We start from the raw sequence: 14,834 nt of genomic DNA on the forward strand, positions 1-14,834 counted from the left end.
AACCATAAGCGGCCGTTACCGCAGCAACGGATATGTACACAACATACCTAACCCAAAACCTCACAACCCTAACGCAACCCACTGAATCCAAACCATAAAAAAACGGCGCTCACGGGGCGCCGTTTTTTCACATCCGCAGCGAACACCCTTAGTAGTAGGCGTTTTCTTTCTGCGTATGGTCAGTCACATCCCGCACACCCTTGAGCTCCGGAACCCGCTCAAGCAGCGTACGCTCAATACCCTCACGCAAGGTCACGTCCGCCTGGCCGCAGCCCTGGCAACCGCCACCAAACTTCAACACAGCAATACCATCATCAACCACGTCAATCAGACTCACCTGACCACCGTGGCTGGCCAACCCAGGGTTAATCTCGGTCTGCAGGTAATAGTTGATGCGCTCGTTAATCGGGCTATCCGCATTAACATTCGGCACCTTGGCGTTCGGCGCCTTGATGGTCAGTTGGCCACCCATACGATCAGTGGCGTAATCAACCACCGCATCGTCAAGGAACGCTTCACTGAACGCATCGATATACGCGGTGAAGCTTTTCAGCCCCAACGCCGTATCTTCAGGTTTTTCTTCTCCCGGCTTGCAGTAGGCAATGCACGTCTCAGCGTACTGGGTGCCGGGCTGGGTGATAAAGACGCGAATGCCAATGCCCGGGGTGTTCTGCTTCGACAGCAGATCAGCCAGGTAATCGTGGGCGGCGTCGGTAATGGTTATGGCGGTCATGGAAACTCCTCGCAGGCTTGCCGGCAGTTTACGCCAAATTATTACCGAGGTACAAAGTCCTAGTATTTTTGTCGGGAAAGAACCAACCGTTCGTCGCCATCGAACCAGCCTTTGAGCCGACGATAACTGCCCTTTTCCAGCCAGTGGTAGCTGGCCAGCGACCCAAGGGCGATCAGCACCACGCATACGCCGAGCATCACGTAGGCGTTAACCCCATAACGCTGGGCGACAAAACCACCGGCCGACAGCACCAGCACGTGCATCAGATAGACCGAGTAGGAACAATCCCCCATCACCTTGAGCAGTCGGCTGCGCTCGAAATAGCGTTCCATCGAGATACAGGCCACCACCAGCACCGCACTCGGCAAGCCCCAGGTCAGGGCCCGCGGCGATGCCGGCCAGTGATAGATCGCCAACAATGCCCCCGCAATCCCCAGCAATGGAAGCCACAGCCCGGGGCGAATCCAGCCCTTGCGATACAGCATGCCGATGCCAATTCCCAGCAAGAACTCGTACACGATGTCCGAACGATAGAATTCGCTGATCCAGCCGAAAGAAGTCCACGCCTGGCACACCGCGAACAACAACGCGCCCACCACCAGCACCCGCCACTGCCGGCGAAACAGCAACGCCCACGCAAACAGCACGTAGAAGAGCATCTCGTAGTTCAGGGTCCAGCCGACGTTCAAGGTCGGGTACACCCCATAACCACCGGGATTTTCGGAAGGTATGAACAACAAGGACATCAACACATGGGCCGCATCGACACTCTGGTCCGGCAACACCGGCCGCGCAAATACCACCAGCAGCGCCATCAACAGCGTGTAGAACCAGTAGGCCGGGACGATTCGCAGCAGGCGATACAGCAGGAATCGCCAGGGCGGCAGCTGTTTGTTCTCGGTGGAGAGGAAGATCACCAGGCCGCTGATCACAAAAAACACATCCACGCCCGCCGCACCTTTGTCGACAAACAGGTGGCCCAGCGCCGAATCGGCCTTAAAGCCAAAGAAAATCTGCATGAAGTGATGACCCACCACGGTCCAGGCCGCCAGGGCGCGCAGTGCCTGTACTGAAATCAACATCGTCGACCCACTCTCCCAACCCTCGACACCGGTTATTCAGGTGCCTATGGCTTGGGACAGCCGTCGACGGTCAAAGGTCGATCAAAGATTCTCGTAGCGGTTCATGTCCAGCACGCCCTCTTCCACCGGCGTGGTTTCGCGGATGTACTGCGACAGGTCGTGGAAGTACTGCCAGAACTGCGGGTGACTGCGGCGGATGCCCCAGCGGTCGACAATCTTCTCGAAGCGATTGGCGTCCTTGGCATTCTCCATGGCAGCGACAAACTCCGGCACCTGCTGCGCCGGAATGTTGAACATGAAGTTCGGGTAGCTGCTCAGCACGCCGGGATAAATGGTCACGGTGTCCAGGCCCGGCTGATAGCGATAAGCCTCACCGAGCATAAAGGCCACGTTGCTGTGGGCGCGGTTGCGCAACAGGCTGTACATCTCACGTTTGCCGCTGCGGGTTTCGATGCGCAGCATGGTCGCTTCCGGCAACAGGTCGATCACCTTGAGCCCCGCCGCCGGGCGGTTGGTCAGGCGGCTCAGGGCCTGTTCGGCGTCCTGCAACGCAGGGTCAATGCCCGGACGCGAGCAATAGGCGCTGACGCAACGGTTGATCGGGTCCGGGCTGGCGTTCAGGTCACCGTAACGGGTCAGCAACTGGTTGGCGAAGTCGCGCTTGGGGTCCTTTTCATCGAGCTTGAGGCCCGTGGGCTTGTCATCGTCGATGGCTTCATAGTCCAGCCACAGCTTGACCTTGCCGCTGTTCTGGTACCAATCGTCAAGAAAGTCGTCCCGCGAGTCCGCCGGCATCAGGCGCAGGAAGTTCTGCTCGGCACCGTTGCGGATCAGGTCGAAATACAGGCGCGTCTGGGCCTGATGGGAAACGTTGCCGAACACATCGAAATTCACCGCCAACTGGTAGTAGGTGCGCTCCAGCAGCGGATAGTCGAACAGCCACAGGGTTTGCGGCACTTCACCAATCAAGCCCTTGGTCACCGAGGCGCTGTCGAAGTGACGGAAGATGCTCAACAAGGCGTTGTCGTTGCCCGCCCACAGGCTCGACCAGCTCGGCGGCGGCAGGTCGGCATAACTGTCTCGGCGCAACGCTTCGTACTCGTTGCGCTTGTCGCGGTATTTGAGCCAGAGGCTGAGCACGCTGCCCACATCGTCAATCTGCCCCGGCATCGCCAGCAACGGCGTGGCCTGGCCGCGGTAGCGGGCATCGGTGATGTACAGGTCGTGGTCGGGGTCCTGGAACAGGGTCCAGAAGTTGTCGCGGATCACGTCCGTGGCGATCTGGCCCCGGCATACCGGCCCGCGAATAAAGGTGCGCACGAAGTATTCGGCGTTATCCAGCATGAACTGGTAGCGCGCCTTGGCCGGAATCGCCTCGAAGGTCTCGAACGGGTTCGCACGCCGGCCCGGCCCGTAGCCCGGCAAGGCTTGCACCTGCCAGTCATCGGTATAGAACAGCGACTTGATCCGGGCCATCTTCTCGGCGCTGAACGGATAGGTGATGTGCGTCTTGTGCACGATCACCCCCTGCACCGGCCACAGGCGGTAGTACACCTGGGTGCCCGGGTCGTCGTTGGGGCGGCGGGTGTTGATCAGGTCGATCGGCTGCCCGCTCGGGGTGCGCGAGCGTACCCACTGGAAGAAATGCCCCGGCTCGCCGCCTTCAAAGTAGATGTGGGCAAGGAACAGGTGCTCGAACAACCAGCGCGCCACCAGGCTTTCCCGGGCCCCGGGCTGGTTGAACAGGTTTTCCCATTGCTGCACTTGCAAGGCTTCCTTGGCACTCGGGGCCAGGCCTTGTTCGTCGATCGGTGCGCCGGAGGCCAGCCAGCGTTGCAGGGTCTGGTACTGCTGGTCGGTCAGGCCGGTGACGGCCAGGGGCATGCCTTCCTTCGGGTGGTTACCTGCGTAGGCGTTGAACTCCCCCGGCATCGGGCAGGTGTTTTCGCGGATCAGGCCCAGCACGATGTCGTCGGGCAGCTTGGCGTTGGGCGCAAGCGGCGCGTTATGCCCCAGCTCCAGCATGCGCGCCATCAGTGCGGCCTGGCTGCCCTGGGCGTCGAGTACCGAGTAGAAATCCTTTTGCTGCCAGGCGGCTTTGCCGAAGGCGTCATAGAACAAACGGGTGGGCTGGCTGGCCTGGCTGCGCTCGCCGTCGTACACCGGCACCTTGGTCGCGCCACGTGCGGCGCCCTCGGCACTGCCCAGGTTGAGCTGGCAGGCCGAGTCGTAGCAGGCGTGGCAGGCCACGCATTTCTCGGTGAAGATCGGCTGGATGTCACGGGTATAAGAGATCGCCGGGGCGGGACCTTCTGCCTGTGCGGTGAGGGCGAACAGCGCAAACGCGGCGCTGACGATGAGGCGAAGTGACATGTTTCCGGTCCCGATTCAATGCGTGCAGTGAAAAACCCGTCGATTCTACCGATGTAACGCCCCCGCCAACATGAGCGATATTCATGCAATCCCTGCACATGCTCTAAAAGCGCACAGGTTTGTTATGATCTTCGCCCTCCGTAATACCTGACCAGAGTAGTCCCATGCCCGATCGTAGCGCTCGTCTGCAAGCCCTCCACCAAGCCCTCAAGGAACGCATCCTGATCCTCGACGGCGGCATGGGCACGATGATCCAGAGCTATAAACTGGAAGAGCAGGACTACCGTGGCAAACGCTTCGCCGACTGGCCGAGCGACGTCAAGGGCAATAACGACCTGCTGGTGATCACCCGTCCGGACGTGATCGGCGGCATCGAAAAAGCCTACCTGGATGCCGGCGCCGACATCCTGGAAACCAACACCTTCAACGCCACGCGCATTTCCATGGCCGACTACGGCATGGAAGACCTCGCCTACGAATTAAACGTAGAAGGCGCGCGCCTGGCGCGCAAGATCGCCGACGCCAAGACCCTGGAAAACCCGGCCAAGCCGCGCTTCGTCGCCGGCGTGCTCGGTCCGACCAGCCGTACCTGCTCGCTGTCGCCCGACGTAAACAACCCCGGCTACCGCAACGTGACCTTCGATGAGCTGGTGGAAAACTACACCGAAGCCACCAAAGGCCTGATCGAAGGCGGCGCCGACCTGATCCTGATCGAAACCATTTTCGACACCCTCAACGCCAAGGCCGCGATCTTCGCCGTACAGGGCGTGTTCGAGGAACTCAACGTCGAACTGCCGATCATGATCTCCGGCACCATCACCGACGCCTCCGGCCGCACCCTGTCGGGCCAGACCACCGAAGCCTTCTGGAACTCGGTCAGCCACGCCAAGCCGCTGTCCGTGGGCCTGAACTGCGCACTGGGGGCGAGCGAGCTGCGTCCGTACCTGGAAGAGCTGTCGAACAAGGCCAACACCCACGTTTCCGCGCACCCGAACGCCGGCCTGCCCAACGAATTCGGCGAGTACGACGAACTGCCGTCGGAAACCGCCAAGGTCATCGAGGAATTCGCCCAGAGCGGCTTCCTGAACATCGTCGGTGGTTGCTGCGGTACCACCCCGGGCCATATTGAAGCCATCGCCAAGGCCGTGGCCGGTTACGCACCGCGCCCGATCCCGGACATTCCGAAAGCCTGCCGCCTGTCGGGCCTGGAACCGTTCACCATTGATCGCAACTCGTTGTTCGTCAACGTCGGCGAGCGCACCAATATCACCGGTTCCGCCCGCTTCGCCCGCCTGATCCGTGAAGACAACTACACCGAGGCCCTGGAAGTCGCCCTGCAGCAGGTGGAAGCCGGCGCCCAGGTGATCGACATCAACATGGACGAAGGCATGCTGGATTCGAAGAAGGCCATGGTGACCTTCCTCAACCTGATTGCCGGCGAGCCGGACATCTCCCGCGTGCCGATCATGATCGACTCCTCCAAGTGGGAAGTGATCGAGGCCGGCCTGAAGTGCATCCAGGGCAAGGGCATCGTCAACTCCATCAGCATGAAGGAAGGCGTGGAGCAGTTCATTCACCACGCCAGGCTGTGCAAGCGCTACGGCGCGGCGGTAGTGGTGATGGCGTTCGACGAGGCCGGCCAGGCCGACACCGAAGCACGCAAGAAAGAAATCTGCAAACGCTCCTACGACATCCTGGTGAATGAAGTCGGCTTCCCGCCGGAAGACATCATCTTCGACCCGAACATCTTCGCGGTCGCCACCGGTATCGAAGAGCACAACAACTACGCCGTCGATTTCATCAACGCCTGTGCCTACATCCGCGACGAGCTGCCGTATGCGTTGACCTCCGGCGGCGTGTCCAACGTGTCGTTCTCGTTCCGCGGCAACAACCCGGTGCGCGAGGCGATTCACTCGGTGTTCCTGCTGTATGCGATCCGCAACGGCCTGACGATGGGTATCGTCAACGCCGGCCAGCTGGAGATCTACGACCAGATCCCGGCCGAGCTGCGTGACGCGGTGGAAGACGTGGTGCTCAACCGCACCCCGGAAGGCACCGACGCTCTCCTCGCCATTGCCGACAAGTACAAGGGCGACGGCAGCGTCAAGGAAGCCGAGACCGAAGAATGGCGCGGCTGGGAAGTCAACAAGCGCCTGGAACACGCGCTGGTCAAGGGCATCACCACCCACATCGTCGAAGACACCGAGGAATCCCGGCAGTCGTTCGCGCGCCCGATCGAAGTGATCGAAGGCCCGCTGATGTCCGGCATGAACATCGTCGGCGACCTGTTCGGCGCCGGCAAAATGTTCCTGCCTCAGGTGGTGAAATCCGCCCGGGTGATGAAGCAGGCCGTGGCCCACTTGATCCCGTTCATCGAGCTGGAAAAAGGCGACAAGCCGGAAGCCAAGGGCAAGATCCTGATGGCCACGGTGAAGGGCGACGTGCACGACATCGGCAAGAACATCGTCGGCGTGGTGCTGGGTTGCAACGGCTACGACATCGTCGACCTGGGCGTGATGGTCCCGGCCGAGAAAATCCTGCAGGTGGCCAAGGAACAGAAGTGCGACATCATCGGCCTGTCCGGGCTGATCACCCCGTCCCTGGACGAGATGGTGCACGTCGCCCGCGAGATGCAGCGCCAGGATTTCCACCTGCCGCTGATGATCGGTGGCGCCACCACTTCCAAGGCCCACACGGCCGTGAAGATCGAGCCCAAATACAGCAACGACGCGGTGATCTACGTCACCGACGCCTCCCGCGCCGTGGGCGTGGCGACGCAATTGCTGTCCAAGGAATTGAAGCCGGCATTCGTCGAGAAAACCCGCCTGGAATACATCGACGTGCGCGAGCGCACCTCCAACCGCAGCGCGCGCACCGAGCGCCTGAGCTACCCGGCCGCCATCGCCAAGAAGCCGCAGTTCGACTGGAGCAGCTACACGCCGGTCAAGCCGACGTTTACCGGCGCCAAGGTGCTGGACAATATCGACCTCAACGTCCTGGCCGAGTACATCGACTGGACACCGTTCTTCATCTCCTGGGACCTGGCCGGCAAGTTCCCGCGCATCCTCACCGATGAAGTGGTGGGTGAAGCGGCGACGGCGCTGTACGCCGACGCACAGGAAATGCTCAAGAAGCTGATCGACGAAAAACTCATCAGCGCCCGCGCGGTGTTCGGTTTCTGGCCGACCAACCAGGTGCAGGACGATGACCTGGAAGTCTACGGCGACGATGGCCAGCCGATTGCCAGGCTGCACCATTTGCGCCAGCAGATCATCAAGACCGACGGCAAGCCGAACTTCTCCCTGGCCGACTTCGTCGCGCCCAAGGACAGCGGCGTAACCGACTACATCGGTGGCTTCATCACCACCGCTGGCATCGGCGCTGAAGAAGTGGCGAAGGCCTACCAGGACGCCGGCGACGACTACAACTCGATCATGGTCAAGGCCCTGGCCGACCGCCTGGCCGAAGCCTGCGCCGAATGGCTGCACCAGCAAGTACGTAAGGAACACTGGGGTTACGCCAAGGACGAAGTGCTGGATAACGAAGCGCTGATCAAGGAGCAGTACAGCGGTATTCGCCCTGCCCCGGGTTACCCGGCGTGCCCGGACCACACCGAGAAGGCCCAGTTGTTCCAACTGCTGGACCCTGAAGCCCGCGAGATGCACGCCGGCCGCAGCGGCGTGTTCCTGACCGAGCACTACGCGATGTTCCCGGCAGCAGCCGTCAGCGGCTGGTACTTCGCTCACCCGCAGGCGCAGTACTTTGCGGTGGGCAAGATCGACAAGGACCAGGTCGCCAGCTACACCGCCCGCAAGGACCAGGACCTGAGCGTGACCGAACGCTGGCTGGCGCCGAACCTGGGTTACGACAACTAAGTCGTGGCGCGCTGACCCGGGCGTCCAGCCGGCTGGGCGCCCGGGTCAGATCCCCAGGTCCCTCCTCGCCCGCCCCGAAAGCCTGAGCGCCAGTGCCTGTTGCTCGGCAAGGTTTTCGGTGTCCAAGGCTGCGACTTCGCTCAGGTATTGGGCGCTGAGGTCCGGGTGAAGCTCCTCGAGGGCATCTACCTTGACCTGATGCGCCTGGGCCAACACCGAAAACTCTTCCGGGTAGAGCTTCTGCAAGTAGCTGACCCAGTACGGGCGCTTGACCAGCTCTTGCATAAACACCGGAGTACTCTCTCTGGCCATAATGGCGGTATACGCCTGATCGATATTGGCCTGGGTCACCCGGGACAGGTTGCGGTACAGCATGGTGGACGGTTGGTGAGGCAGATCCAGGCGTTCGGCCAGGCCGATGCGGTAGGCCAGGCGAATTTCCGCCGGATCGATGCCGGGGCTGCGGTTGATCGCTTCGCCAGCAATGCGCTCCGCTTCATCGAGACGGATCATGCGCCGGGCCAGGTTGAACAGCGTGGTGCCTTCCTGCCCGGGTGCAAGGGCCCTCAGGGCCTTGAACTCATACACGCTGACTTCAAGATCACTGAACAGGAGGATCCAGCCGTCACCACAGGTAGCCCTTACCCGCATCGCCTGGGCCTGGCCAAATAGTTGTTCGCGCAAGTGCGGGTATTGCTCCGCCGCCTCAAGCACCGCCCACACCCGGCGAGTCAGGTCGGCGCGGTCGTGCAAGAAATCCTGGGCGTTCTTCAACTGGGAAATGATGTAGAAAAAGTCTTCGCTGTTTTCGGCCTGTTTGAGCACGCTCCATACCCGGTGACGGGCTGAATCGGCGGCAATGGCCGGGAACCATTGGGCCTTCTGTTGTTCCGGGGTCAAGAGTTCAGGGTGGATGTCCGACCCGGAACTGCTCTCGGTACTGTGGTAACCCTCCAGTGCGTCTTCCAACTCCTCAGCCGAAAACCCCAGGCCACAGTCGGTCTGCTGCTGGTAGGCGCACAGGCGTGCCAGGTCTTCCTCGACCAGGATGTTATCGGACAGGTCAGTGCCCCACATCAAGGCGCTGTGCCGGGGCAGCAACGCGTCTTCAGGGATGGTTTCGATACGGTTACTGCGCAGGTCCAGGTGGCGCAACTGTGCAGCCTGGAGGACACCCTGCGGCCACGCCAGAAGGTTATTGCCACGCAGTTCCAATGACTGCAATTGAGGCAGGCTGCTGATGTCCAAAGAATCGAGGACATTCTCACTCAGGTCCAGGCGCTCCAGCGCGGTCAGCCGATTGAGCTGGCCCTGCAGCTCGCTGCGATAGCGCAGTTCGTTATGGCTCAGGCGCAGCTCGGTGAGTGTCGAGCATTCGCCGACGGCGTCGGGCAGGCTCATCAGGCCATTATTGTTGAGGGTCAGGGTACGCAGCTTGGGAAACGCCCGCAGGAACGCATTGGAGCCCTGCTCAGTGAGCTTGACTGCGTTGAGGTTCAACACCCTCACATGGGCCAACGGCTCGGGTAACGCCGGCAGGTCACCCAGATACAGGTCGTTCAATTGAAGGACCTCGCGCCCGTCGCCCGGCGCAACCTCGGGGTGCGCCCGCAAGGTATGGCGCCAACTGTCGATAAGCCTGTCGGCCGCGCGACGACGGTCCACCGCGCTGACCCAGCCGCCCCCCTGGCGATAACCGCGAATATCGATCCAGTCGTTCAACACCCGCACCATACCCCGGTAGCCCGTGCGCCACCGAACCAGGCATGCCTCGACCTCCAGTGCACCCAGGCCACTGGCAAGCAGTTCGTCAATGCGCCGTACTGCATCGCGCGTGGACAACGCCGGGTCTATTTGTTGCAGACGCTGCGCAGGTGTCTGCCGAACTTCACTGTTGGGCACCTCTACCTCCAGTGCAAGGAGCAGATCGGGACTGTCTGTTACCTCCTGGGGAAAATATTCCGGGTCGCCTCCCGTTCTACCCTCCGCCAGCCCCTCGCGAGGAATGCCCAAGGGCCTGTCCAGGTAAACGCTCGGACCAAAAACCGGTTGCATTGCCGGCGCGACGTTCAACGGGTTGTCGTGGTAGGTGCGCAGGGCAAAACGCTGTATGTCGGCACAGGCGGGCAAGGTCAAGCGACAACCTCGCACGTTGCTGCTGAGCATCAGCAGGTCATGGCCGGTCAGTGCCGCCTGGGGGATCGTGGTAATTGCGCTATAGCTCAGGTCCACTTGACGCAGTTCGGGCAATGTCAGCCAACCTGTCGGCCAGGCGGTGGTCGCGGTGTGGCTCAGGCTCAGGCTGCGCAACTGGTTAATCCCGCTGACATCCAGGGTACCCACACGGTTGTAGTCCAGGTTCAACCCTCGAAGCGTGACCAGGGCACTGAGGCGCCGCTGTATCGCGTCGGTGATCGTCAGTTGGTTGTGCGCCAGGTCCAGCTGCTTGAGAGACCTCAGCTGCGTCAGGGACTCAGGCAGGTCCATCAGGTTGCTGCGACTCAAGTCCAGGCCAACGACCTGGGTAAACTGCAGGAGAAAATCGTTCAATGCCGCCACTGAAACCCGGGTGCCTGCGAGGTTCAAGCGCTGCACGTGTGCAAACGCTGCGGCCGGCATCAGCGGCAAATCCCCCAGTATCGTACCCGACAGGTCCAGCATGACGCCCTCCGAGGCGACTGGCGAAGAAGGCCCGGCCACCTCACGGGGGGAGGCAAAACGCCGGTCGAGCCCATCACGCCAGTAAGCCATGAGCTTGTCTGCCGCACGTTGACGATTGAGCGGGTCCACCGGTCGCCGGTCGACCTCCACTTCCCTGCCCTGCCACTCTTCCAGCGCCTGTTGCAACGTTGCATGCTCATCCAGCAAGGCATGCACACGGGTCAACTTGGCGTCACTGGTCAACCGATGGCGCCGCAGGTACGCCAAGGCACTGGGCGCAAACGCCGGGTCGCTGTCTTTCAGGCGTCGCAACGCGCCCTCACAATAAGCGTCCACCATCAGCACCTCATCCACCAAATGCCCCGGGTGGCCCTTCACGTGTTGGTACGCCGGCATGAACGCACGTCGCTCAAACGCTGACCAATTGAGGGTAAGGCCACGCCACAGGCGCTCATGGCCCTCAAGCATTGCCGCCGGCACCGTATTTATCCCGGTGCCCAACAGGTCGAGCGTCTCCAGTTTGTCCAACGTCAGAACGCCCACCGGCCACTCTTTCAGGGTGCCCGCCACCCGCAAGGCAAGCAGCTGTTTCAAGCCGCTGACATCCAATGCCTCCAGCGCGCCCGTCAGGGCCAACCGGCGCAATTGGCTCAACGTGTTAAGGCGTTGCAAAAAGACCGGCGAGTAGGTCAAGCCCCAGCCGTCGATCGACAACTCTTCAAGCTTGGGAAACAGCCCGAGGCCCGCAGCAATCGCTTCGACATGGGCGGGCTCGGTAAACACATTCAGGACTTCGACGTTGGAGAACTGCTGCGCAAGCCTGGTGCCCTGGGCGCCCGCCAGGGTTTCGCCGCTTACGCCCAACCCTCGCACATGGGAAAAATCAGCATTCAGCGCTGGCAAATGACCGGCCTTGCCCAGTGACAGATAGGCATGGGGCTTCAGGCCTCGGTACGCGCCTTCGCGCCAGCAATTGATCAGGGTGTCGGCCGTATGTTGTGCCCCCGCCTGAGCACTGTTTTGCGTCACCCAACGATCCAGGGTCATGCGTAACTGGGTCAGTTCACGCTCGCGGTTGCCTATCAACTCATAGATCTGTGGGGGACGCTGGCCGGCCTGCAACAGACTTTGCACAAACAGCTGGGCCGCCTCATCGCTGAGGTTGGGGTAAACATCGCGAACCCTGGCCGCCAGGGCGATATCAGGTGTTTGGACCGTACCCCGGCCGCTCAGGGCATAACCTAATGACCCGCTCGCCAGACGCAACGCCGGGCGAGCCATGGGCGCGCGTATCTTCAGCACGGCGGCCATTTCGAGGCGGTGTGCCGTGGCATACCGTGCCAGGGCTTGCTGCAAATCGACATCCGCGCTGGCCAGCGGCAAACCCAGTGACTGGCGCAGGGTCACGGGCAAGGCATGGACGATTGATGGATAGAAATTACGACTGCCGGGGACCGGACTGTTAAGAGGAGCCCCCTGCAGGTCGCACGCCAGGAATGTCTCGCCTTGCTTGACCAGATAACGCCGCACTGCCGCATCTTCAGGGCCGACTGAAGCCAGCAAGCGCCCACTGTGGCTGTCGGCGCGCAGTTCCAGGCGCAGCGTGGGAGACCAACCCGGCAATTGCTGCAAGCAATGCAACGCCAGCCGGTCACTGTCCAGGCTGGCGAGCGCCGGCAGGTACAAGCCGGCCAACGCACCACTCAGGCGACGTTGCTGTACCGCACGCCGCGCCAGGTTATCCAGGCGCGGCGCAACACCGGTTCGGCCCAGTATCTGCAGGCGTTCCTTATCGCTGGCCGTACTGATAATTTCGTTGATCGCCCCTCGAGACAAAGAAGCAAAGCGGCGCTGTAACACCGCACCCTCGGGGGACAGCAGTGCAGCCTGTGGCGGTGCGCCGCGAAACAGCTGCAACGTGTCGGCCAGTACGGCCGGCATCGGCAAACCGTCTATGTGGACCTTGCGCAACAGGTCGTCACTGATGCCGCTGATGTCGCCAACGGCGCGCAAGGTTGTATCGCTGACTCCCTGGGTTTCATGGCCCAGGCGCCGCAGCAAAGTCAGGCGGTCCCATTCCAGGGGGCGTTCATGGGAATGGCGCCAGGCCCCCGCCCGATTGTGTTCAAGGATCGGCTGGTAGGCGGCCGGATCGTCCGGGTGTTGGATCCGCCATTTGCTGATCCGGGCATCAAAAACCTTTTCATAAAGGCCCTCACCCAGGCGCACGTATATCTTGCCGTCGTGGGCGTACTGACCTTGGGCATTGGGCTTGAGCGATGCATCCAGCACGGTATGGCTGCGGTAAGCCGCAAGGTCCGGTTTCCACAGGCGCGTTTCGCCGTTCGGCAACTTCACCGGCACCAGCCCATCGACCCATTTCGACACCTGGATCGGGGGCGCCCGGCCAGCGAGGGCTGCCGCTCCGCCCAGGGTGGCCATGAACCCGACATTCAGCGCCACCGACTCCAAGTGCTCCCACGCCGCATCCATATCGCCCTCCTGCCAGGATTCGATGCCGTGATAGACCTCCAGGCCCAACTGAATCGCCGTGACCGCCAACAACAGCTCCCCCAGGCCGGGCACCATGAATGCCGCCACATTCAATGTGTTCAAGCCCATGCTCAACCAGTGGGCATGGCGTGCCTGTGCGGCTTTTCGGTCAGCCTCCGCAGTGGGCACCGCCAGGGTTCTGGCATTGTCCTTGAGGCGCTGTACATGCCGCTCGTAGAGCGCGCCGAACAACTCGCCCTCAATCAACCGTTCTCGCCGGTTCACGTTGATTTGCTCGTCGTAGACCTGCTCTTTGTAGCCTCGCGGGTTCCAGGTGAAGGTGTAGAGTTTTTCCTTGAGCCGCTCAAGGAACTGCGGTGCCTGTTGCTGAGGTACAAGGCTGGCAAACAGCCGCTGATAGGCAGGTGAGCGCAGGTTCACCGCCAGCTCCTTGTCGAACGCCTGCATCGACGGGTATTCCTTGAGCGGACACTGCGGCGCGCCCGGAATCCAGGCCACCACCCGCGTATCAGGCGCCACGGGAAGCAGCCCGCTCACGCCTGCCCCCGGAAACAAGGGCGGGACCACGGACGAGGTCGGTGCGACACCCGGCCCGATCAGCAGTACCTCCCCCAGCTCGCAGCCCAGGATCGACAGTTGACCGAAACGTACGGCCTCACCCTCCAGCAGCGGCCGCGAAGTTCCTGCCAGCAATTCGCGCAACATGAGAAACACCGCCGGACCGATGTCGCCCTGCGCCCATGCGGCATACAGACGTACCGTCAGCAGGTCTTTTTGCGCGCGAATCATCTGCTCCCGCACCACGGCCCGAGTGGCCGGGGCATCGAACACCTGCGCCAGATGAGCCTGGTATTGCTGGCCCAGGTCCAGGGTGCGACACAGGGTGGAAAAGGTTTGTGGGGTCATGGACAGGGTTTCGCTGTAGCGATAACGCGCCGCACGCGAGCCATCCGACTGCACTTCGCCGTGGTACTCGGTCAGCAGCGCACCTTCCGGAGCCAGGGCACTGGTCTGTTCGAGGGCGATATCGGTGAAGTCTTCATCGCCCTCGAAGTTCAGCAACGCCGCCTGCAGCAACGAATGCTGCTGCGGGGCCTGGCGATACCGCAGGTAATGCAGCTGGTTTTTGTTGACGTCCGGGGCCTCGCCCATCGCCTCGCGCAACGCAGCTTCCAGCTTGGGCTGGGCGAATTCGACAATGCCTTGCAGTGCGCCAAGGCCCTTGGCCAGGGCTTCGCGGGACCGGCGGCTGGCCTTGCGACTGTCATCGAGTGCCTTAATCAATGCGGGCGAGAGCGGGACCTTGGTGGCAGGCCGTTCCCTGCCGGGCAACAGTCCATATTTGAGCCGGCGCACATCGACGGGGGCCATGTGGGCGACCCACATGGGCAGGCGCGCCTTGATCAGGGCGGTGTGCAAGCTTGCGTCCGCGAGGGCATTAGGTGGAGTAGACATGTGCGGCTTCCTGAGAACGCTTTTGGGAGGCCCAGTACAGCGAACAGGCGAGCGCCTTCGCAGGTAGATAATTGTTTTTGTGCACCTTGGCGCCGAACCTGGGTTACGACCACTGAGGCGCGGCAGGCCCGTTTCCGGACC

5 protein-coding genes are annotated in these 14,834 nt (G+C 61.8%); 1 reads left to right on the forward strand and 4 read right to left on the reverse strand.

The genetic code is table 11. The features are described 5' to 3' along the window. Positions 1 to 148 precede the first annotated feature (148 nt). The 3 genes from nfuA to HX811_RS21700 form a co-directional block, all read right to left on the reverse strand. A complete protein-coding gene (nfuA, locus tag HX811_RS21690) occupies positions 149 to 733 on the reverse strand; it encodes a Fe-S biogenesis protein NfuA (protein ID WP_003210817.1) in 585 nt (194 codons plus the stop codon). A 59-nt stretch (positions 734 to 792) separates the two neighbouring features. Then, a complete protein-coding gene (locus tag HX811_RS21695) occupies positions 793 to 1,815 on the reverse strand; it encodes an acyltransferase (protein ID WP_003210814.1) in 1,023 nt (340 codons plus the stop codon). Positions 1,816 to 1,896: 81 nt separating this feature from the next. Beyond that, the gene (locus HX811_RS21700) at positions 1,897 to 4,188 is read right to left on the reverse strand and encodes a fatty acid cis/trans isomerase (RefSeq protein ID WP_177047320.1); all 2,292 of its coding nucleotides are present in this window, start codon (positions 4,186 to 4,188) and stop codon (positions 1,897 to 1,899) included. Positions 4,189 to 4,352: 164 nt separating this feature from the next. Here HX811_RS21700 and metH point away from each other — a divergent pair, with 164 nt between their 5' ends. Further along, positions 4,353 to 8,063 (forward strand): methionine synthase, encoded by a 3,711-nt coding sequence (gene metH, locus HX811_RS21705; RefSeq protein WP_177047322.1) that lies wholly within the window; start codon positions 4,353 to 4,355, stop codon positions 8,061 to 8,063. A 45-nt stretch (positions 8,064 to 8,108) separates the two neighbouring features. On the opposite strand, the gene HX811_RS21710 is transcribed toward metH, so the two are convergent. Beyond that, positions 8,109 to 14,693: an NEL-type E3 ubiquitin ligase domain-containing protein gene (locus tag HX811_RS21710; RefSeq protein ID WP_177047324.1), complete on the reverse strand. Its 6,585-nt coding sequence runs from the start codon at positions 14,691 to 14,693 to the stop codon at positions 8,109 to 8,111. Positions 14,694 to 14,834: the final 141 nt, after the last annotated feature.

The organism is Pseudomonas sp. F8002 (assembly GCF_013385495.1).
Lineage (GTDB): Bacteria > Pseudomonadota > Gammaproteobacteria > Pseudomonadales > Pseudomonadaceae > Aquipseudomonas.